General features: G+C 71.5%; 14 protein-coding genes. 6 read left to right on the top strand and 8 right to left on the bottom strand.

Annotated features, from left to right (window positions below; translation table 11 throughout):
• Nucleotides 1-177 precede the first annotated feature (177 nt).
• Genes ACTWPV_RS25605 through ACTWPV_RS25615 form a run of 3 tightly spaced genes read right to left on the bottom strand, consistent with a single transcriptional unit; the run spans nucleotide 178 to nucleotide 2,302 of the window.
• Entirely contained in the window at nucleotides 178-807 is a 630-nt protein-coding gene (locus ACTWPV_RS25605; protein ID WP_443153728.1) for an AAA family ATPase, read from the bottom strand.
• A gap of 9 nt (nucleotides 808-816) precedes the next feature.
• Nucleotides 817-1,767 carry a tetratricopeptide repeat protein gene (locus ACTWPV_RS25610; RefSeq protein WP_443153729.1) on the bottom strand — a complete coding sequence of 317 codons (951 nt, stop codon included), beginning with the start codon at nucleotides 1,765-1,767 and terminating at the stop codon, nucleotides 817-819.
• On the bottom strand, nucleotides 1,751-2,302 hold the full coding sequence (locus ACTWPV_RS25615; protein WP_347621794.1) for a MarR family winged helix-turn-helix transcriptional regulator: 552 nt from the start codon (nucleotides 2,300-2,302) through the stop codon (nucleotides 1,751-1,753). The genes ACTWPV_RS25610 and ACTWPV_RS25615 overlap by 17 nt, the downstream gene beginning before the upstream one ends.
• A gap of 228 nt (nucleotides 2,303-2,530) precedes the next feature.
• On the opposite strand from ACTWPV_RS25615, the gene ACTWPV_RS25620 reads away from it, so the two are divergent.
• The 3 genes from ACTWPV_RS25620 to ACTWPV_RS25630 all read left to right on the top strand — a co-directional run bounded on the left by ACTWPV_RS25620 (nucleotide 2,531) and on the right by ACTWPV_RS25630 (nucleotide 5,003).
• Complete coding sequence (locus ACTWPV_RS25620; protein WP_443153730.1) at nucleotides 2,531-4,009, top strand: hypothetical protein; 1,479 nt, start codon at nucleotides 2,531-2,533, stop codon at nucleotides 4,007-4,009.
• A gap of 28 nt (nucleotides 4,010-4,037) precedes the next feature.
• Complete coding sequence (locus ACTWPV_RS25625; RefSeq protein ID WP_443153731.1) at nucleotides 4,038-4,709, top strand: DUF4230 domain-containing protein; 672 nt, start codon at nucleotides 4,038-4,040, stop codon at nucleotides 4,707-4,709.
• A 141-nt stretch (nucleotides 4,710-4,850) separates the two neighbouring features.
• Entirely contained in the window at nucleotides 4,851-5,003 is a 153-nt protein-coding gene (locus tag ACTWPV_RS25630) for a hypothetical protein (protein ID WP_443153732.1), read from the top strand.
• Between the two features lie 182 nt (nucleotides 5,004-5,185).
• Here the strand turns inward: ACTWPV_RS25630 and ACTWPV_RS25635 are convergent, their stop codons facing one another.
• Both ACTWPV_RS25635 and ACTWPV_RS25640 read right to left on the bottom strand, forming a co-directional pair.
• A complete protein-coding gene (locus ACTWPV_RS25635) occupies nucleotides 5,186-6,148 on the bottom strand; it encodes a DUF2332 domain-containing protein (protein ID WP_443153733.1) in 963 nt (320 codons plus the stop codon).
• 299 nt (nucleotides 6,149-6,447) lie between these two features.
• Nucleotides 6,448-7,629 (bottom strand): acetyl-CoA C-acetyltransferase, encoded by a 1,182-nt coding sequence (locus ACTWPV_RS25640; protein WP_443153734.1) that lies wholly within the window; start codon nucleotides 7,627-7,629, stop codon nucleotides 6,448-6,450.
• A gap of 86 nt (nucleotides 7,630-7,715) precedes the next feature.
• Here ACTWPV_RS25640 and mce point away from each other — a divergent pair, with 86 nt between their 5' ends.
• The 3 genes from mce (at nucleotide 7,716) to ACTWPV_RS25655 (ending at nucleotide 10,988) form a co-directional block, all read left to right on the top strand.
• Complete coding sequence (gene mce / locus ACTWPV_RS25645) at nucleotides 7,716-8,138, top strand: methylmalonyl-CoA epimerase (RefSeq protein WP_347777410.1); 423 nt, start codon at nucleotides 7,716-7,718, stop codon at nucleotides 8,136-8,138.
• A gap of 194 nt (nucleotides 8,139-8,332) precedes the next feature.
• Nucleotides 8,333-9,625, top strand: coding sequence for a DivIVA domain-containing protein (locus ACTWPV_RS25650; RefSeq protein ID WP_347643813.1), 1,293 nt, complete (start codon nucleotides 8,333-8,335; stop codon nucleotides 9,623-9,625).
• Nucleotides 9,626-9,764: 139 nt separating this feature from the next.
• Complete coding sequence (locus ACTWPV_RS25655) at nucleotides 9,765-10,988, top strand: AI-2E family transporter (RefSeq protein WP_443153735.1); 1,224 nt, start codon at nucleotides 9,765-9,767, stop codon at nucleotides 10,986-10,988.
• Here the strand turns inward: ACTWPV_RS25655 and ACTWPV_RS25660 are convergent.
• The 3 genes from ACTWPV_RS25660 to ACTWPV_RS25670 form a co-directional block, all read right to left on the bottom strand.
• Nucleotides 10,965-11,777, bottom strand: a complete 813-nt coding sequence (locus tag ACTWPV_RS25660; protein WP_443153736.1) for an alpha/beta fold hydrolase — start codon at nucleotides 11,775-11,777, stop codon at nucleotides 10,965-10,967. The genes ACTWPV_RS25655 and ACTWPV_RS25660 overlap by 24 nt on opposite strands.
• 186 nt (nucleotides 11,778-11,963) lie before the next feature.
• Complete coding sequence (locus ACTWPV_RS25665) at nucleotides 11,964-18,047, bottom strand: RHS repeat-associated core domain-containing protein (protein WP_443153948.1); 6,084 nt, start codon at nucleotides 18,045-18,047, stop codon at nucleotides 11,964-11,966.
• Between the two features lie 232 nt (nucleotides 18,048-18,279).
• Nucleotides 18,280-21,450, bottom strand: coding sequence for a LamG-like jellyroll fold domain-containing protein (locus ACTWPV_RS25670; protein ID WP_443153737.1), 3,171 nt, complete (start codon nucleotides 21,448-21,450; stop codon nucleotides 18,280-18,282).
• Nucleotides 21,451-21,569: the final 119 nt, after the last annotated feature.

A 21,569-nucleotide genomic window follows, 5' to 3' on the forward strand; every position in this document is an offset into this window, starting at 1 on the left:
AGGGCGGTCACGACACCCCCTGCCGACTCTACGGCGTGCGTGAGCAGGCTCACGGCCTTGCCGCCTGCGGGCACCTCGAGGCGCACGGTGATGGAGTACGACACACTGGGGACGGTCGCCACGTCAATCGCTCCTTCGGGACTGACCAAGAATGCATCCATGTTAGAGGTCATTCGGTCAATCCCGCGCCTCGGCGGCCATGACGATCAGGTCGGCACAGGTGGGCACGGGGATCGTGGTGCTGTCGATCACCAGGTGATAGAGGCAGGCGTCGGCCGGGTCGGTGCGGTAGAAGTGGCGCACGTAGGCGCTGCGCGCCCGGTCGTTGTCCTCGATGATCTGCCGGGCCTCGCGCTCGCCCAGCTGCCCCAGCGTGGCGGTCTGCCGCACCCGCCGGGCGACGGGGGCGTCGAGCCGGACGTGCAGCGCGCCGGGATGGTCGGCCAGCACCAGCGCCCCCGCCCTGCCGAGGAACACGCCGCCCTGGAGGCGCGCGGTGTCTTTCAGCACGCGCTCGGTGCGGTTGACGAACTCCTCGGGCGCGAGCGGCATCGCGCCGGGGACGTACATGTCGACGCCGCCGAACGTCACCGTGGGCAGCCGCATCGCCCCGGAGAAGAGCCGGCCGATGCCGTGCTCGGCCCGGTCGTCGTGGGCCAGCGCCTCCTCCAGCGTGCAGCCCAGCTCCTCGGCGACGGCACTGGGGATCGCGCGGTCGACGAAGGGCACGCCGAGGCGCTCGGCCACGGCCGGGCCGATCTGGCTGCCGGCCGTGCCGTATGTCGCCGATATGGTGACGACCCGCATGAATTCAGGTTAAAACAGGGCGCTCGCCAACGCTCTACGGGCCTTGGCCAAGGATGGGTCTTCGGCGGGCAAAGCCTCGAACAACCCGAGCAGGTGCCGCCTAGCCTTGTCGCGCTCGTCGCCCGAGGTGCGCTTGACCACGGCGATGATGCGCTCGAACGCCTGGTCGACCGCGCCCGACATCATCTCGAGGTCGGCCGCGAGCAGCTGCGCGTCCAGGTCGGCGAGGTCCTGCGCGCGGCGCTGGACGTCGGCGGGGTCGGCCTCGGACGTGCGTTTGAGCAGGCCCACCCCGGCCAGCCCCATCTTCGCGTCCTCGTTGCCAGGCTCGCGGGCCAGCAGCCGCTGGTAGGCCTGCATGGCCGCGTCGAAGTCACCACGGTCGATCGCCTGCTCGGCCGCCATCATGTCGGGGTCGGCGGGCGGCCCCGACGGCGCCTCCTGCTCACCGGGCTGGCCGGCCTCGCCAGCCTCCGGGGGCCTGGCACCGGGGTTGGCCTGGTAGAACTGCTCGACCGCGCCCATCAACTCGTCGAGCCAGCGGCGCACCTCCTGCTCGGGCAGCACCTGCTGGAAACCGGTCACCGCCTGGCCCTGGAAGATCGCCAGCACGGTCGGCACGGCCTGGACCCGCAGCGCCTGCGCGATCTGCGGGCTGGCGTCGACGTTGACCTTGGCCAGCACGGCCTTGCCGCCGAGGTCGCCGACCACCTTCTCCAGCACCGGGCTGAGCTGGGCGCTGCCCGGCGCCCTCGGCGACCAGAGGTCGAGCACGACGGGCACCGTCATGGACTTGTCGATGACGTCGCTCGTGAACGTCTCCTCGGTCACGTCGACGACCGAGGCAGTGGCCGCCTGGGGACCTGCGGCCTCCCGCCGGGCCTGCGCCTCCAGTGCCTGCTTGCGCGCGCCCAGGTCCACAGCTCCGTAGAGCGACCCGGGTTTAGAGAAGTCCGCCATGCTCTTCATCTTGCCGCATCGACGACCCCGCGAAGTCACCAGCCGCCACCCGGAGGGTGCGCAACTGGTCGAACATCTCCTGGAGTTCGTCCTCGGCGTACATCGACAGGCCGAACTCGGCGGCCATCAGGTCACCCGTGGCACGGCGTACGACGTCGCGTCCGGACTCGGTGATCTCGGCGAGCACGCCGCGCCCGTCGCGTGGATTGGGCAACCGCCGGACGAACCCGGACTTCTCCAGCCTGTCCACCGTGTTCGTGACGCTGGTGGGGTGGACCATCAACCTTTCCCCGATCTTTGACAAGGGCAGCGCCCCCGCCCTGCTGAACGTCAGCAACACCAGCGCCTCATACCGCGCGAAGGTCAGGCCGTAGGGCTTGAGCAGCGCGTCGAGCTGCGACAGCAGGATCTGGTGCGCTCGCATGATCGACGTCACCGCGGCCATGGCCGCGGACGGGCCGAAGTGCGCGCGCCAGCTCTCCGCGGCGCGGTCGATCGGGTCGAACGGCAGGTTGAGCGGCTTCGGCTGCGTCACAGCGATACGGTAGCGCGCTGGTCGTCCCGGTTCGTCTGGCTACTCACAGCGACAGGCCTCTCCGCTTGGCCAAGAGTCCGGACATCAATCATCACGCTCAGTTATGGTTCTCCTACGAATGGTGACGCGGAAGCCAAGTCCATCAGCCTGTGGGGACCGGCCGGACTGATCGTTTCCGCCTTGCCGAGGGGCACGGGGGGTGCTTGATGAACTTCAACGGGAAAACGGGTGCGTGAGCACGGGGGCGTTTCACGGGAGGAGCTGAAGCAGAGCGCGGCCGTCACTGTGGCCGTGCTGCTCGCTGTCGGCCTGGTCGCGGCGTGGAACGTCCTGATACCCGGCGTCGACGCCTGGGAGAACATCGTGGCAGCGGTCATCGGATCGCTGCGGTTGACCGGGCCGGTCGCCGCGGCCTTCGCCGCGTGGGTGGCGCTGCGCAAGCGCAAGGCGTTGCGCGGGCGCTCGCTCACGACGTGGCGGGCGCTCAAGGCCCCGCTGGCGATCGTGGTGGTGGTGCTGGGGTCGTTCGGGGCGACGGTGCTGGTCCTGGCAGTCAAGACGGTGCTGACCGACCAGGCCGGCCGGCTGAGCCTGGCGGGCCTGGGCATGGGCATGGCGGGCCTGGCCCTCTACTCGGTGATCGGGTGGGTGGCCGGCTGGGTGCTGCCGCACCCGTTCACGCCGCCGGTCGCCGGGCTGGCCTGCTACGGGGTGTTCTCATGGCTGGCCGACGACCGCGGGTGGGCCGACAAGCTGGCGCCGGGCACCGGTGAGCCGTACGACCTGTTCCAGGGGCTGAGCGGGGCGGCGTTCTTCGACCAGACGATCTGGCTGCTCGGCCTGACGGCGGCGCTGCTGCTCGGCTGGGCGGCGCTGGTGACCAGGCAGGCGCTGGTGCTGGCGTGCGCGCTGCTGGCCGTGCTGGCCGCGGGCATGGGCGTGTCCCGCGTCCTGACCCACTCCAAGCCGGCCGCCGCCGAGGAGATCGCCTACAGCTGCCAGGAGTGGCCGATCACGGTGTGCGTGCATCCGGGCATGCAGGCGGGGCTGACCGAGCTGGGGGCGTCGTTCACGCAGATCGCCTCCAGGCTGGCGGGCACGCCGGCCGCGTTCACGCGGGTGGAGCAGCGGCCGCTCGACGACGAGCTGAAACCGTCGAACGGGCTCGCGCCGATCCACGTGCCCGACCTTTCCGCCGGGTTCGCGGAGGAGGCGGCGTACGAGTACATCGAGTCGCTGGCCGCCCGCTGCCCCGGCACGGTCGCCGACGGCTACCGGGAGATCGTGATGGCCTGGCTGCGCGGCGAGCCGCTGCCCGGAGGGCCGCTGCCCGAGCACCAGTACGCCGCGTCGTGGTTCTCGGGGCTGAGCGAGCACCAGCGCAGGGAGTGGTTGCGGATGTTCTACAGCGACTTCCAGAGCTGCCGGCTGGCCGGCACCCACTTCGGCGGCGGGCCCGCCCACGCCCAGGTGGCGCCCTCACCCGTACGCCCCACGCCCTCGTCGAGCCACGTCTATCCCGTCTACCCCGACACCGGCGGCACACCGGCGTCGACCTCGGCCCCCGGTACGAGCTCGCCGCCGTTCGGACGTGGGCCGGGGACGTCCTCGCCGGTCGGCGGGGGCACGGCGGCGCCGGCGGTCGCGGCCGCGGACAGGTCCGCTGCCGCGAAGGGACCGGAGATGTCACCGCTCGGCTGGCGATGATGATCGCCAGGAGGGTAGTCATGCTCCCATGACGACTTCCCGTACGACGCCGCCCGAGGTGACGCCAGGGCGGCGCCGCAGGTGGCGATATCTCGCGGCGTTCCTGGTCCTGGCGGTCCTGCTCGTGGTGGGCGGCCGCCTGGCCTGGTCCTGGCTCGACCCGTTCGGCGGGCGGACCATCGACCGCAGCCAGCCGGCGCTGCTGCAGTCGATCAAGGACATGAGCCGCTACGAGGCGGCGACCGGCACCTTCCAGGTGGTCGTCGACCTGGAGAAGGACGCCAACTTCCTGCCCGACGCCGTCAAGGGCACGCGGACGTTGTTCGTCGGGGCGGGCGGCGTGGACGCGTACGTCGACTTCTCCGCCATGGGCACCAACGCGGTCACCGTCTCGCCGGACCGCACGGAGGCGACCATCCGCCTGCCGCACGCCCAGCTCGAGAAGCCCAACCTGGACAACAGCCGCTCTTACGTGTTCGCGCACCAGCGGGGGCTGTTCGACCGGGTGCAGGATTTCCTGTCGGGCTCGCCGGGTGACCAGCGGGAGCTGTACCTGCTGGCCGAGAAGAAGATCACGGAAGCGGCGGTGGCCAGTGACCTGCGCGCCAGGGCCGACGCCAACACCAAGGCGATGTTGTCGGGCATGCTCAAGTCGCTCGGGTTCACGAAGGTGACGGTCGAGTTCACCGGCGAGCCCTAGCCGCGCCTCAGCGGCCTTAGCCGCCCGTGCCCCCGCTTAAGTACCTGCCCGCGTCCAGAGATAAGGCATCCGCCCGATGTGGCGGGGAGGGCCTTAGGACGAGTCTTGAGAGTGCAGGCAACAGAGCAGAGGAGCACTTGGATGAACGCCGAACTCGAATACACCGTGATGCAGCACCGCGCGTCGGAGCTGCGCCGCGCCGCCGCCGAGCAGCGGCGGGTCATGGAGGCGCGCAGGGGCTCGCGCGGCGAGCGCCGCCACCGCTCGCTCGTCGCCAGGTTCCTGGCCTCATGACCGCCCACAAGCAGCCCGGCCGCAACCTCCCTCGCGGCCGGGCTGAACAGCCCCCTTGAGGGGCGCTCGGGCCCTGAATTCCTGGTGAGGGCCTGAGCAGTGCGTTACGGGGCCCCGGTCCAATTCCTGGTCGGACCGGGGCATCGCGCTGTCCTGGGCCGTCGGGCGTCCGTGGCGGGATCCTATGAGGCGAGCCGGCGCAGCCATCCACCGTGGAGTGCGCTGAACGCGGCGGGACGCCCGTCGAGCGCGACGACGTAGACCGTGGTGTGTTCCGGGGGCCGCCGGTCGAGGCAGGCCGCGATCCCGGGGAGCACGTCCGGCGCCTCCTGGGAGATCCAGTGGCAGCCGAGCCCTTCGACCTGGGCCACGAACGCCGCCCTGTCGTCCTCGGGCACGTAGAACAGCACCGCGGTGTCGACGACCACGAGGGTGGCGTGCGGGGGCGCCTGGGCAGCCACCTCTCCGAGACGGGCGTTGAGGTCTCCCCGCACGACGCGGGGCGGATCGTCGCGCGCCACGGCGATCGCGGCGTCCAGGCGGTCGAGCCGGTCATGGTGCTCCGGCCAGACCAGCGTGCGCAGCCACCTGACGTCGTCGGGGTCGGTCACGTCGAGCGGGTTGAGGTCGATGCCGGCCCGCCACGCGACGGTCACCGCGCCCGGCCCCGGCCACTCGGCGAACGGCTCCCCCTCGACGTGGCAGCGCAGCCGCACCGGGCTGCCGAGGTCTCCGGCGAGCCTCCCGTCGTAGTCGTAGCCGTAGCGGTCCGGCAGGAGGCACAACCCCGCCGACGCGCCGACCTCCAGCAACGCCAACGGCTGCGGGAGCGAGGCGAGCAGGGGATACAGCGCGGCGCACCGGGCGGGCTCGTTGGTCTGCGTACGGCGGGCGAGCATCGCGGCGACGACCGCGTCCCGGTGGTCCAGGACGGACCGCCGGAACTCCGCGTAGCCGGCCGGCGTGCCCGCGACGTACCGGGTGGCGGCGAAGAGCAGGTTGGGCTGGCGTTTGGCCGGCGGCAAGCCGGCCAGCAGGTCCAGCAGTTCGCGATCACCGGCCACCCCGTCGGCGAGTCGCTCGTAGAGCGGTGACCGCCCACGGGCCTCCATGGCCGCGAACCGCCGGTATTCCTCGGCTGTCATGACCGGGTAGCCCGATCCGGGCGCGTCACGAGCTCCTCCAGCCGCCGTACGACGTGGCCGAGCGCCGCGGTGGCGTCGACCTCGGCAGTCGCGGTCGCCCTGAGCAGCGGCTCGACGGTCTCCAGGTCATGCAGGACCGCGGCCCACTCCTCCGGGCGCTTGCGCCGGTCCGAGCCCGGACGCGGGCGAGCAGCGCCCGCGGCGCGGACGACTTGCCCGTGCCCGACGTCCCGGTGATCAGCACCTTCGACATGGTTCGAGGCTACGCCCGGCGTCCGCGGGTCCGGCGTGACGCGGGCTCAGGGGACGCGGATGAGCAGCGCGTCGCCCTGGCCGCCACCGCCGCACAGGCCCGCCGCTCCCAGGCCGCCGCCCCGCCGCTTCAGCTCGTACGCCAGCGTGAGCACGATCCGGGCGCCCGACGCCCCGATCGGATGGCCCAGGGCGATGCCGCCGCCGTTGACGTTCACCTTGTCCAGCGGGACGCCCAGCTCCTGCGCCGACTGGAGCACCACGCTGGCGAAGGCCTCGTTGATCTCCACCAGGTCCAGGTCGCCCGCCGACACGCCCTGCTTGGCCATGGCGTGCTTGATGGCGTTGGCGGGCTGGGACTGGAGCGAGGCGTCGGGGCCCGCCACGTTGCCGTGCCTGCCGATCTCGGCCAGCCACGGCAGGCCCAGCTCCTCGGCTTTGGACTTCGACATGACCACCACGGCGCAGGCGCCGTCGGAGATCTGGGAGGCGGAGCCGGCGGTGATGGTGCCGTCGGCGGCGAAGGCCGGGCGCAGCTTGGCCAGCGTCTCCACCGTCGTGTCGCCGCGTACGCCCTCGTCCTCCTTGACGACGACCGGCTCGCCGCGCCGCTGCGGGATCGGCACCGGGACGATCTCGTCCTCGAAGACGCCGTTCTTGATGGCGGCGGCGGCCAGCTGGTGGGAGCGGGCCGACAGGGCGTCCTGCTCCTCGCGGCCGATGCCCAGCCTGGTGTTGTGGCGCTCGGTGGACTCGCCCATCGCGCACTGGTCGAACGCGCAGAACAGGCCGTCGTGGGCCATCGAGTCGACCACGTCGGCCCCGCCGTACTTGACTCCCTTGCGCAGGCCGGGCAGCAGGTGGGGGGCGTTGGTCATCGACTCCATGCCGCCGGCCACCACGATGTCGAACTCGCCTGCCCGGATGAGCTGGTCGGCCAGGGCGATGGCGTCGAGGCCCGACAGGCAGACCTTGTTGACGGTGACCGAGGGGACGGTCATCGGGATGCCGGCCTTGACGGCGGCCTGGCGGGAGGGGATCTGGCCCGCGCCGGCCTGGAGGACCTGGCCCATGATGACGTACTCGACGGATTCGGGCGCCACGCCGGCCCGCTCGAGGGCCGCCTTGATGGCGATGCCTCCCAGGTCGACGGCGGTCAGTCCGGACAGGGCGCCGAGCAGCTTGCCGATCGGGGTGCGAGCTCCGGCGACGATGACGGAACTGGACATGGACACGGGCCTCCTGTGCTCGCCATCTGGTTCTTTGACACCATACCCACGAGTAGGTGACCGTTCGCTATGGAGGTGGGCCACATATGTTCCTGCGGATCGACCACATCGGTATCGCGTGCCGGGACCTCGAAGAGAAGATTCGTCTCTTTTCTGACACGTTCGACCTGACAGTAGTTGCCCGGGAGGTCAACGAGGAGCAAGGTGTCAAGGAGGCCATGTTGCACATCTCCGACGGCGAAGGCGGGGGCTCCTACATTCAGCTCCTGGAGCCTCTCTCCGAGGACTCCCCTGTGGGAAAATTCCTCACCAAGCGTGGCGAGGGCGTCCATCACGTGGCATTCGGCGTACGAGATGTGGCGGACGCCATGGGTAAGATCAACGAGAGAGGGGTGAGGCTCCTGGACGAGCGTCCCAGACACGGGTCGATGGACTCACGGATCGCGTTCCTGCATCCCAAAGACGTGGGGGGAATGCTGACCGAGTTGGTCCAGGCGGCCAGACGCTAGAAAAAGCCATATAACGCGCATATGTAACTAGTCACGCAGAAAGTTGGACGGGGCTTCGCAGGTGGCACCAGCGGAGTACGCTTGACCTCCCACCGGACATGGAGCCTGCCGCGAGGCACAGGCTCCTGGATCGGATGCCCCGAACCCCCCGTCCGGCCCGTGTAGCCGTCTCGACAACCCAGGATCGAGCCTCCATGCAGTCCGACATCGACGCCCAGCTCAACAACTTTTTCGAGGACGCCCCAGCGCGCGAGTTCGACGTGGTGCTCCGTGGTTACGACCGGCATCAGGTCCATGATCACTTGAAGCAGCTCGACGGAGAGCTACGCCAGGCGCGTGAGCAGGTCGCCGGCCTGCAGCGCGATCTGTCCGACTCCCAGCGCCAGCTGCAGGAGCAGGAGCGCCCCACCTACTCCGGACTCGGCGCCCGCATCGAGCAGTTGCTCCGCCTGGCCGAGGAGCAGGCCACCGAGCTCGTGCAGGCCGCCAGGTCCGAGGCCAACGAGATCAAGGCCGCCGCCAAGGTCGAGGCCGCCGACCTGCGGGCCGCCGCGGAGGCCGAGGCGGCCGAGAAGCGGGCCCAGGCCACGCGCGAGTCCGACGAGATGCGCACCTCCGCTGAGCGGGATGCCGAGGAGATCCGCTCGACGGCGCGCCGCGAGGCCGACGAGCTGACCAACACCACCGAGCGCGAGGCCGCCAAGCTGCGGGCCACGGCCGACCACGAGGTGGCAGAGAAGCGGGCCGACGCCGAGCGCGAGATCGCCAAGCTCCGCACCACCACCGAGCGCGAGGTCGCCCAGCTGCGGGCCTCGACCAAGCGCGAGCGCGACGAGGTGCTGACCACCGCCAAGCGGCAGGCCGACGAGATGCGCGCGCAGGCCCAGCGGGTGCTGGAGGAGTCGGAGGCCAAGCGCGCCCAGGACGAGGCCGAGTTCGAGATCCAGCTCGCCGCCCGCCGCGAGGACGCCGAGCGCCAGGAGGCCGAGCGCCACGCCTCCGCCCAGGCCGCCACGCAGAAGCTGGTCGCCGAGGCCGAGCAGCGCGCCGCCACGGCCGAGTCGAGGGCCACGAAGGCGACCCAGCAGGCCGACCAGACCCGCCGCGAGGCCGACCTGCACGCCAAGCAGCTCGTCGCCAACGCCCGCAAGAGCGCCGAGACCATCGTTTCCGACGCCAAGTCGAGCGCCGAGACGATCGTCACCGAGGCGAAGAACGAAGCCGAGCGCACCCGCACGGCGATGCAGCGCCAGGTCGACGAGCTGACCCGCCAGCGTGACAGCATCACCAGCCACCTGGCCCAGCTGCGCCAGCTGCTCGGCGGCGCCGCTCTGCCGGGTCAGGAGTCGCCGGAGGTCGCGGTCGCGGCCGCCCCGGCCAAGCCGGCGATCGCCGCGCCCGTGGTCGAGGCCTCGCCCGCGGAGCCGGCGCCCGCCGCCAAGGCTCAGGCCAAGGCGGAGGACGACGCGGAGTGGTGGCAGGAATAGCCGAAGTTCGCACGGGGGCTGAGTGACGGCTGAGAGAGCCTGGCGACCTGATCGTCGCTAGGCTCTCTCTTTGTTGCCGGGCCGACATGCTCCCGTGCGGGCTCGGCGTGGCACGTCGACGATCCCCCATGGAGTTCCCATGTCCACAGATGCCGAGCCCGCCAACGCCGAGCCCGCCGCCGGGCTCGTGGCCGCACCCGAGGAACGGCCTGAGGGCGGCAGGACCATGGCCCCGGCCGGAGAACGACCTGAGGACGGCGGACTAGAGGCCGCGACCGGGGAGCGGGCCGCGGGTGGGGGCGGCGAGGCGGGCGCCCAGCCGTACGGGCTGCCCGGCAAGCCGCTGGCCCGGGGGCCGTTCCTGTTCGGGCTGGTCGGCGGGCTGGGGGTGCTGACGGCGATCGCGATCGCCCAGATGGTCGTCAACTCGCTGAGCACGATCATCCTGGTCGTCGTGGCGATGTTCCTGGCCGTCGGGCTCAACCCGGCCGTGGAGGCCCTGCAGCGCTGGGGGCTGGCCAGGCGCGCGGCGATCTCGATCGTCTTCACCGGGGTGATCGTGGCGTTCGTGCTGTTCGGCCTGGCCGTGGTGCCGCCGGTGAGCAAGCAGCTGTCGGAGTTCATCGAGGCGGTGCCGGGCTACATCACGGAGCTGAGCAACCATCCGACGCTGCGCCAGATCGACGCCGACTATCAGGTCCTGCCGCAGCTGCGCACGTTCGTGACGAGCACGCTGGGGCCGTCGCTGGCCACCGGGATCATGGGGGCGGGCCTGGTGGTGCTGAACGGCGTGTTCACCACGGTGACGCTGCTGGTGCTCATGCTCTACTTCCTCGGCTCGCTGCACACGATCAAGGACTACCTGCTCAAGCTGGTGCCCGCCTCGCGCAGGGAGCGCACGAGCGCGATCAGCGAGGAGATCCTCACCGGCATCGGCGGTTACGTGGCGGGCAACGTGCTGATCTCGGTCATCGCGGGCGTGGTGGCCTGGATCTTCCTGTCGATCGTGGACGTGCGCTACGCGCTCGCGCTCGCTCTGGTCGTGGCGTTGCTGGACCTCGTGCCGCTGGTGGGCGCCACGATCGGCGCGGTGTTCGTGAGCCTTGTCGCGCTGCTGCAGTCGCTGCCCGCGGGGATCGCCTGCGCGATCTTCTTCGTGCTCTACCAGCAGGTCGAGAACTACTTCATCTATCCCAAGGTGATGAAACGCTCGGTGGACGTGACGCCGGCCGTGACGGTGATCGCCGCGCTGTTCGGGGGCGCGCTGCTCGGCATCGTCGGCGCGCTGCTGGCCATCCCGGTCGCGGCGGCGATCTCGCTGATCATCCGTGAGGTCGTGCTACCACGCCAGGCCCGGGCCTGAGCCCCGGGCTCCTACCCCGCCGAGCTCCGACCTGAGGAACTCGGTCACCGCGGCGTTGAACGCCTCAGGCTGCTCGACCGCGCTCAGGTGGCCGGCCTTCGGGATGACCTCCAGCCGCCCTTCGGGCACGGCGCGTACCATCTCCTCGGCGTCGGCGGGCGGTGACAGCTCGTCCTCCTCCCCCACCACGACGAGCAGCGGCACCTTCAGCGCCCGCAGCGTCTCGAACGAGCCGGCCCGCGCGGCCATCGCCCGCTGCGCCCAGGCGACGGCGCCCGGCGGAGCCGACTGCACCAGCCCCTTGACCCGTCCGAACACCATGGCCCGCCGCTCCTTCGTGGTCGGCCCGATGAGCGCCGGAAGCACCTCGCTGACCAGCACCTCGCTGCCTTCCGACAGGACGGCCCTGGCGATGCGCTCCCTGTTGTCCCTGGCCGCGGGCGGGTCCTCGCCCGCCTTCGTGTCGGCCAGGATCACGCCGAGCACCCGGTCGGGATGCCGGCGGCAGAAGGCCATGGTCACGTAGCCGCCCATGGACAACCCGCCGACCACCGCCCTGTCGATGCCCTCTTCGTCGAGCAGCCTGGCGACGTCGTCGGCCATCAGGTCGAGTGACGGCTCGTCGTCGCCCAGCCGCGAACCGCCGAAGCCCCGCAGGTCAGGTGTGATGACCCGGCAGGCTGTGGCCAGCCCCTCCCGCTGCGCCAGCCACATGGCCGACGACAGGGGGAACGCGTGGAGCAGCACAACCGGGATCCCCGTCCCGGCCGATCTCTTATAGAGCTGCACAGGCCCCACGGTAACCCGGTTCACGGCGACAATCACTCCATGTCCTGAACTCCTCCCGGCTGCAGGTCGCGGCCGGAGGCCCTCCCGCGCGTCGCGGTCAGGCAGCGCGCGGGGTCGACCCGCACCGCGGCAGAAGCGAGGGCCCGCCCCCTGAGCAGGGGGCGCGCCCTCGCACCGGACCACCCGTCAGAAGCCGCCGAAGAGGATGTCCAGGGCGTCTCCCAGGCCGCCCTTGTCGATCCAGCGGGTGAACCGTCCGCCGGTCTCGGCGATGGTGCCGGCCCGCGTGCTCTCCGGCTCGATCCGCTCCGGCTTGAACAGCTGCTTCTCACCCTGGCCGCTGCCGCTGCCCCGGCCCAGGTTCGACGGCGGCCGGCCCTGGGGGTACATCCGGCCGTTGCCGTAGATGGTGTAGGACTGGGTCGGCTGCCTCGTGCCGTCGTTGCGCCAGATGTGGCTCGGCCGTGGCTGGGCCGGCTGCCGGTTCACTTTCGGCGGCGACTGCCGCTGCGTCGACCTGTGGCTGGTCGGCCGGCTCGCCGGGCGCGACCGCGCCCGCTGGATGCCGCGCGGCAGCCTGCCTGCCCGCCGGTTGCGCGCCCTGGCCGCCGCCGCGGCGCGCCGCCTGGCCGCCGCCTCGCGAGCCTCCTTCCTCGCCTTCCTCCGTGCCGCAGCCGCGGCCCTGCGCCGCGCCGCCGCCTCCCGCGCCTTCCTGGCCTTGGCGGCCGCTCGTTTCCTGGCCGCCGCCAGCGCCCGCTTGCGCGCCGCGGCTGCCGCTCTCCTCCTGGCCGCCTCGGCGGCCTTCTTCCTGGCGAGCGCCGCGGCACGGCGCCGGGCCGCCGCGATCGCCGCGCGCCTGGCCGCCGCCCGCCTGGCCGCGGCCAGCGCCGCCCGCCTGGCCGCCGCCTGGGCGGCCCGCCTGGCCGCCCACCGGATCGCGATCCGGGCCGCGATGCCGGCCGCGAACCAGAACAGCTGACCGTCGGGGTCGCTCATGGTGACAGGGCTGTTGTTGGCGTAGGCGTAGGCGTTGAGCTGCTGCGGGTCGAGATCGTCGATGACCGGGTCGACCGACAGGAAGCGGCCGTTGCGCGCGTCGTACTCGCGGGCTCCGAGGTGGATGAGCCCGGTCGTCGGATCCTTGGTGCCGCCGACGAAGGCGCGCTGGCCCGGCCACCATGGCGGTGGCGAGCCCCGGTCCTCGCCGAACGGCGTCTGCCTGCGGATCGCCAGCTCGCCGTTGCCGGCGTTCACGGCCGCCTGCGCGGTGCCCTGATGGTCGTTGGCCAGGAAATAGACCTGGTCGTCCGGCGTGCGCACCGCGATGGGCTGGTCGTTGACGGTGTAGTAGCGGGTCTGCTCGACGGCGTCCTTGGCGAAGTCGAAGCGCAGCTCCATGTCGTCGACGTAGAGCGTGGCGTCGGCCGGCGTCCTGCGGATCAGCCGCTCGCCGTCCGCGTCGTAGACGAACGACGTCGTCTTGCCGGCCTCCGTCACTGACTCCAGGTTGCCCTCGGCGTCCCAGACGAGGGTCTGGTCGGAGGCTCCGACCTTGCGCCTGGTGGTGTTGCCTGTCGCGTCGTACTCGAAGAGGTCGGATCCGGCGCTCAGCAGCGCGTGCGGCCGCTGCTCGCCCGGCTTCGGGTAGGTGGAGGTGCGCACGGTCTCGGGCGCGCCGCCCCAGGCGTGCCTGGTCTCCTTGACGCGGTTGCCGGTGACGTCGTAGGCGTAGCTGACCGCGTACGGGGCCGCGCCGCCGATCGTGCCGGACCGCGGGGAGCCGGAGGCGCAGTCGTCGGTGGCCGTCCACGCCGACGTCATGCGGCGCAGGTGGTCGTAGGTGAAGCACTGCGTGTCCTGGCCGCCCGCCCGCTCGGCGATCTTGGTGATGTTGCCGACGGCGTCGTAGGAGTAGTGCAGGTCGAGATCGGTGTCGGCAGCGCCCTCCCGGTCCAGCCGCATGCTCGTCAGCCTGCGGGTGGACTCGTCGTGGGTGTAGGTGAGCCAGGTCTTCTTGCTTCCCGAGCCCAGCTCGTACTGCAGGGTCTCGCCCAGCTTGGAGTAGCGGGTCGTGTTCACGTACGTCGACGCGCCGGCGAGCCTGACCGGCTGTCCGAGCTCGTCGTAGCTGTAGACGACCGACTCCTCCGCCAGGCCGCCGGCGGCCGGGAAGCTGATCGACTGCACCTGGTCGTCGAGCGTGTAGCGGGTGTTGAGCACGTACGCGCCGGCCAGCTTGCCCTCGCGTTCGGGGATGGTGACCGTCTGGCGCAGCGTGCGGTAGTCGGCGTCGATGGCGTTGATCTCCGCCTTGTACGCCTGCCCGCCCGCGTAGCGGATGGTGGCGTTCATGTGGCCCTTGGCCAGGCCGTCGTACTTCCACTCGGCCAGCAGCGGGCCGGTCGCCGAGCCGTCGCGCAGTTCCTTCTTGCGGCCCAGCTCGTCGTAGACGTACCAGAGCGTCCTGCCGCGGGCGTCGGTGGTGCTGACGACCTCGTCGGCGTCGTTGTACGTCATCGTGGTGACGCCCTTGTCGGGGTCCTCGGTCCTGATCTCCCGTCCGCGCATGTCGTAGTGGTGACGCCACACGTTGCCCGCGGGATCGGTCACCGTGGCCAGCCGGCCCGCGTGGTCGTAGGTATACCTGGTGGACTCGTAGTCGCCCGTCGGGGTCGCGCCCTTGTACTGGCGCAGCTCGATCAGGCGGTCCTCGGCGTCGCCGATGCGGGTGGTCGCCGTGCCGCCCGGCGGCGGGGTCACGTGGATCCTGTCGCCCTCCTGCTCGGCGCTCACCCGCTGCTTCTCCACGCCCTTCGCCTTCAGCACCTGGGCGGTCACGTCACCCGAGCCGTCGAAGGACGACACGATCTGCGCCGGCACGTCGGCGTCCGCCACCGCCAGCAGCTCCGTGGAGGGCGTCCCGGTGGCGAAGTAGCCGGTGTTCGACTTGTACTGCTCGCCGAGCGAGTTGTGGAAGGTGTCGGTGATCGTGCGCCCCTCGCGCAGCGCGGGGTCGTCCGTCTGGTCGTCGCGGGGGGCGGGCTCCTGCGTCTGCCGCTCGCGCAGCAGGCCGTCGTACAGCTCGTGGCTGGCGGTGTAGCCGCCGTCGGCGCGCAACGTCTTCGTGGTGACGACGCTGGGGCCGTCGTTGCGCATCAGGTAGGAGTACTCCGTGCTGGGCGACTGCCCGGCGGCCTTGCTGCGGTCGGGCTGCCAGACCTTGACCAGGCGGCCGAGCGCGTCGTGCTCCATGTCGACGCGGCGGTTGTTGGCGTCGATCTCGGCGACGGGCTCGCCCCACGCCGGTTCGAGCAGGGTGCGCTCGACGTGGCCGAGCTGGTTGGTCTGCCTGACCTCGGTCGCCGGGGTGCCCGCGGCCGGGACGTAGGCGGTGACGGACCTGGTGCCGGCTGCGTCGGTCTCGCTGGTCTCGCGGCCGTAGGCGTCGTAGGTGTGGACGCGGTCGGTGATCGTCGCGCCGTCCCCGGACACGAGCTGCTGGACCTGGGTCACGTCGCCCTTGCTCGGGGCCTGGCCGAAGGCCTTGCCGTCGTACTGCACCCGCTCGTCGGAGATCACCTCTCCGGCGGAGAGCGTGGACACGGCGGTGGCGCAGCTCGCCGCGACCTTCTGGATCCTGCTGGTGTAGTCGAGCATCCAGGCCGCGTCGTTGCGGGCGTAGGTGTAGCGGGTGCACTGGTCGTCGTCCGCGGCGGCCAGGTCGCCCTTCTCCTCCACCTGCGTGAGCAGGCCCTTGGCGTCGTACGTGCGCTCCTCGCCGGTCCGCCGCCACGTGCCGCCGCCCAGGGCGGTGCGGGTGACCATGGACTCCGGCTCGACCACGTACGCGGCCTTGGTGACGCCGTCGTGCGTGGACTCCGCGGTCTTGAGCGACCACGGCTTCTCGACGGTCGAGGTCACGATTGGCCCGCCGTCGCCGTCGTACAGGATCTCCTCCCGCTCGAAACCGGCCAGCTGGTCGAGGTCGTCGAGCTTGACGCCCTCGGTGTCCTCGACCTGCGCGCTGCGCTTGGAGCCGTCGGCCTGCTTGTCACCGTGCAGCCCGCGGAAGTAGCGGAACTCCGTGAGCGTGCGCTCGGTGTCCTGGCCGTCGCCCTGGCGGACGCGCACCCGGCCGAACCCCCGGTAGTCCGCCCACGTGCGGTGCTCGGGCTTGACGAGGATGTTGTCGGCGTAGCGCCAGCCGGCGCCGCCGAGATACTCGTAGTCGGTGACCACGCTCGGCGAGCCCGCGACGCGGTCCACCTCGACCGTCTGCGTCACCACGTACTTGTGGAACCAGTCGGTGACCTGGGCCTCGTCCGGCGGGGCCCAGCGCTGCGGGTAGCAGCGTTTGTCGTTCTTGTCGGCGGCGGGCAGCTTGCCTGGCTCGCACTCGGCGGCCGAGTAGTGGACGCGCAGCTCGCCGCCGGACTCGTTGTCGACGGCCTGCACGCGCCACTTGACCAGCGGGGCGCGGCCCTCGTCCGCGTCGACCCGGTTGGGCAGCTGAACGCCGGTGAACGTCGTCTTGGGCAGGGTGATCGTGCCGCCCACGTGGCCGGTCTGCTGGATCGAGGCCAGCCACAACGACGGGCTCATGCCGTCGCCGGTGGCGGGGAACTGGTGGTCCAGCGCCCAGGAGTCCACCACCGCGTACTGTCCTTCGCCGTTGAGGATCTGCGTGGTGACCTTGGCCAGCCGCTTGCGGCTGAAGAACGTCGGCGCCAGGCGGTCGGTGCACTTCTGCCCCGAGTCGCAGATCTGGTCGAACGGCACGTCCGGCCAGTGCTTGGCGGTGTCCTTCTTGAGCTGGTCGGGGGCGCAGGTGACGGTGCCGCTGGGCAGGCAGCGCTCGACCACGTCGAAGACCACGCGGCCGGCGGGCGCCCTGGTGAACAGCTCGCCCTTCAGGTAGCCGTAGTCGATGCGGGTCAGGTAGGCGCCGCGCACGTACTGGGTGCCCTGTTCGGGCTTCATGTTGCGGCCGTAGTAGTTGCTCTCCTGGGCGTACCAGTAGGTGGTGGCGTTGCCGTGGGGGTCCACCGCCGAGTCCAGGTTCCACCGGTACGCCTGCCGGCACCAGGCGTTGGCCGGGGTGCTGGAGTAGCAGGGCTCACCCTTGTTGTTGCCGAACACCGGCACCGTCTGCACCGACTTCGTCTCCGGCTTGCCTGAGGCCCAGCCGGGCAGGCGGTTCAGCCCGAACGTGTACTGCGTGCCGTCGGCGGTGGTGACGCGCCAGTACTCGCCGTCGTTGTCGCCGTTGGTCGCGCCCGTGAGCTGCTCGATCCTGGTGCCGTCGTCGCGCTTGGGCCGCCACTGCTTCGTCGTGGCGTCCTTGACCAGTTCCATGGAGGAGTTGCCGAGCGACAGGGTGGCGTTGTCCTGGTCCCAGCACAGGTCACCGGTCTTCTTGCCGTCGACCATGCAGGACTTGAAACGGCGCTCGACGTAGCCGGCGGGGTTCAGCTCGAAGCCCTCACCGGCCCAGGACGGCTGGTTGTTGGTGGAGGCGGTGCGGCCGTCCACGCTCTGGGAGGAGTAGACGAGCGACACCTCCGGCTCCTCGCCGCCCAGCGCCGGAGGCGTGCGCAGCTCGTACGTCCAGCTGAAGTCGCCCGACTGGGTGCCGACGCTCCAGTCGGCAGAGGGGGCCAGGCCGGTGGCGGAGTGGTCGCCCGACTGGCCCGACGGGGCGGCGGTCACGGCGTACAGGCCGGTCGTCGCCACCTCGGCGGTCAGCGTGCCCGCCTCGGCGTCGTTCACGCTCTTGACGGGCTGCGGCTGGGCGCAGCCGGTGGCCTTGACGTCGAGGGCGCACTCCGCCAGCTCGACGACCCGCAGCCGGGCGCCGTAGTCGCCGCCGTACGCGTGGCGGAAGCCGGAGTAGTCGATCTCCAGGCGGGTCTTGCCCTCGGCCGCCTTCGCCGTGGCCCCTCCGCCGGGGGAGACGCGCAGTGCGAGGCCCAGCCTGCCGGTGGCCTCGGCGTCGAGGATCTCGACCTTCACCGGGGCCGCCGCGGTCACGCCTTTCCGCGCGGCCAGCCGTACCGGGAATCCGGCCGCCCGGGTCTTCGTTCCGGCGCCTCCGAGCTCGGCCGTCCGCGGCTCGGGCCAGGAGACGCCCGGTGGCGCCTGCCACGCCTGCTTCTCCGCCGGGTCCGCCATCGGCGGGATCACCGGGACCTTCTCGCCCTTGACCGGCGTCTCCTTCTGCACGGACGGGGCCTGGCGGGGCGCGGCGTGGGCGGGCATGGCGTACGCCATGGGCACGACGAGGACGATCGAGAGGACTGTGGCCAGCCGGCGTGGCCAGCGGGGCTCCGGCTTGGGCTCGACGAGCCTGTTCCAGGAGGGGTCTGCGATGTCTGGGTGGCCCGGTTCCCGGGATGGCTGAAAACGATTCCAGCGGGATTCGGGCAGGTCTAACTCGCTCTGCGGGTCCATGGCTCTCTCCCAGTGAGGTGCTGCTAGGGGGACTTACTGGGTCGGTCGGGGACTATTGGGCAGCCAACTGAGCGATCTGCTCGGCGCTGAGCACACCGTCGTACGTGCGGACATCGTCGAGGGCACCCGGCCAGTAGCCGGTGAGGACGCCTGCGGTCCTGGTCCGGCCCAGGTGCAACGGGCCGGTGGCGTTCCAGGCGCTGATGTGGTCGGTCACGGTGGTCGTGGACAGGCGGCCGTTGACGTAGATACGCAGCTCTCCGGCCAGGGGGTCGTACACGCCGGCCACGTGCGTCCACTCCAGGGGGACAGGAACGGCGTCGGAGCGGGTGCTGACGAGGGCGGCGGCGTCGGTGTCGGCGGCGGCCATGCCGAGAGCCCACCGCCCCTGGTCGAAGCCGAGCTGGAAACCGGCGGCGCGGCTGCCGGTCTGGGCCACGGCCGCGGTGGCGCCGGTGGGGAGGTAGTCGAGCTGGGTCCAGGCGGCGACGGTGAAACCCGTCCTCGTGTTGACGGCCGGCGCGCTCGTCTGCGCGTGCCCGTCGACGCCGTCCAGCGCGAGCGCGCCGTCCAGCCACCCGCCCGTCCACGAGGCGGCTCCGGACAACGACGCGGCGGTCGCGCGGCCCGAGGAATCGGCAGCCGACGAGCCGGACTCCTCGTCCAGCCTCCAGTGGCCGACCAGCGTGGCAGCGCTGTTGACCAGATCGGCGACCTCGTCGGCGAACATGGCGCGGGCGTACACCCGCACCTCGTCGACGTCCCCTTGCCAGTGGTCCGAAGCCGCCCCGCCGACCCTTCCGCGGCCGATCGTCAGGGGGCCTGTGGCGTTCCATGGTGGTGAGACGGCGACCGTGGACTCCAGCCGGCCGTTCACGTAGAGCGAGATCTGGCCGGCCGCCGAGTCGTAGACGCCGGTCAGGTGGGTCCATTCGCCGATCCTGGGCGCCGCCTGCGACAGGGCCCGGGCGACCGGCGCGCCGTCCGCGTCCGCGCCCGGCAGGCTCAGCGCCCAGCGGTCGTCGGCCTTGGCGTACTGCAGCGCGAACGCGCCCGTCCTGCCGCCCTCCTGGGTGACGGCCGTCGCGGAGGCGGCCGTGCCGGTCAGGCGGACCCAGGCGCTGACGGTGAAGGTACGGCTGGTGTCGACGACAGGGCCGGACGTCTGGGCGTACGCGCCGGCCAGCCCCAGCGCGGACCCGGTCCTGCCGGCCGTCCAGGTGGCCCCGTGCAGCGTCGCCGGGTGAGCGCCGGTGGCGTCGGCCGCCACGGTCCCCTCGCCGTCGTCCATCGTCCAGTGCCCGCTCGGCGGCTTGCCGGTGTTGACGTTGAAGACGTAGGTGCGGATCGGACCGAGGTGGCCGGCGCGGTCCCTGCTGCGCACCGCCAGCACGTTGGGGCCGCTGTGGCGCGGGGTGAGCACGATGGAGGCCGTGCCGTCCGCGCCGGGCACGGCCTCCGCCTTGGGTGTCGTGTCGAGGCCCCAGAGGTAGGCGGCGACGTCAGCGACGCCGTTCGGGGCGAACGCGAACGTGCCGGGCAGGCCGACGCCGTCGCTCCAGCCGTTCTCCGTGTAGTCGGGCGAGGAGACCTGCGGTTCCCTGCCCGGGGCCGTCGCGTCCACGGTGGCCTCGCACCACGGGCTCCACGCGCCGGTGGCCGTGCCGTCCTCGGCGCGCACCCGCCAGCGGATCATCGCGCCGTCGGCGAACAGGCTGTTCGGGATGGTCGCGGAGAACGCGCCGCCCGACGAACCCAGCGGGGTGACGTACTCGCCCGACTTGACCCCGCCGGCGTCGTACCACTCGAACCGACCCCTGACCGAGTTGTCGGCGTCCGCCAGCTTGGCCCACAGCTTGGGCGTGTCGGTGCCGATGACCGGCCTGCCGTCGCCGGAGACGCAGGCGCCGCCCGGGTCCGACCACAGGTCCGCGGCCACGGGGTCGGCGGGCACCGAGTTGTACTCGATGACCAGGCTCGGGTTGTTCCTGAACTTCTTCCAGGCGTACTGGTCGGTCTCGCTGGTCGCGCGGAGGCCGATGGTGACGTTGGACCACTGGTTGGCGGCGGCGTTGACCACCTGCGGGGTGACGTCGAACTCGACCCCGCCGGGCAGGCAGCTCGGTCCCCAGCCCTTGGCGACGTTCTTCGTGTCCAGCTTGGTGACCCATGCGGGCTGCTTGTTCCAGGTGGTGCTCTTGCTGATGGTGTTGGTCGCCCAGGCCTCCACCTTGCGGGCGCTGCACGAGTACGACCACGTCTCGTACGTGCGCAGCGTGGCCTTGAGGATCTGCTTGCCGTGGATGGCCGAGCCGGTGTTCATCTGGAAGAACGAGCGGTTCTTCTGCGAGTTGACGTGGCCCACCCTGGCGACGTCGCTGGAGTTGAGGTAGTTCGAGTTGGGCCAGTTGCTCCAGACGGCGGTCCAGGCGTTGCGGGCGGCCGAGAAGTACGGGTCGAGGTAGACGGGGAAGCGGGTCCCCGGGTCCGTCAGCATCTTCCTGTCGGGCCTGAGCCGCAGCCGGCCGTCCGCCAGCCGCACGCCCATGGTGGTCTCCCTGGCCTCCGGCGAGCGGCCCTCCTTGAGCGCCTGCGGGCTCGTCATGCCCTCGGAGTCCCACATCTTCGGGGTGGGCGCGACGAAGATCGTGCCGTCGTTGTCGTCGACGGCCTCCAGATTGCCCGCGCCGTCCGCCTTCACCGACAGGCCGGAGACGGACAGCGGGAACGCCAGCTCGGTCAGCCCGGCCGCGGCGGCCCGCGACTTGACCACCAGGAGGTGCGAGAAGCCGTCCACGTCCGCGGTGACCTGGAGGTCCACGCCCGGCATGACCTCGGGGTAGGTGGCGGTGTCGCCCTTCAGCTCCGGCCTGGGCAAGGCGCCCGTCCACCCCAGCCGCATCGACTTGCCCCCGCGCGACATGGCAGCCAGCAGACCGCTGCCGCCGCCGGAGAACGTCAGGCCGACCGCGGTGGCGACCGGCTCGACCGCGCCGTCGGGGCGCAGGCGGAGCGTGGTGTCGACGGGGACCCAGCGATCCCCCTTGCGCACGCGTACGGGCCGCACGTGCATCTCCATGGTGAGCCTGCCGTCGGGCTGGGCGAACACCTGGCGGGTCTCGCTGCGCATCGACCCGACCTCGACCGGCCTGCCCGCGCGCCGGGCCATCGCCAGCGCCGCCCCTTCGGTCTCCGCCGGGACGTGCGCAGGCGGCCCGGCCACCCGCTGCGATCGTTCCTGTGCGGACACCGGCTGCGGAACCACTAAGATCGTCGCCGATAACGCCGCCGCAGCCACTCCACGCATCGCCCGCATACGTTCCTCGCCCACGCTGAGCAGGG

Origin of the sequence: Nonomuraea sp. KM88, from assembly GCF_052245635.1 — a bacterium.
Lineage (GTDB): Bacteria > Actinomycetota > Actinomycetes > Streptosporangiales > Streptosporangiaceae > Nonomuraea.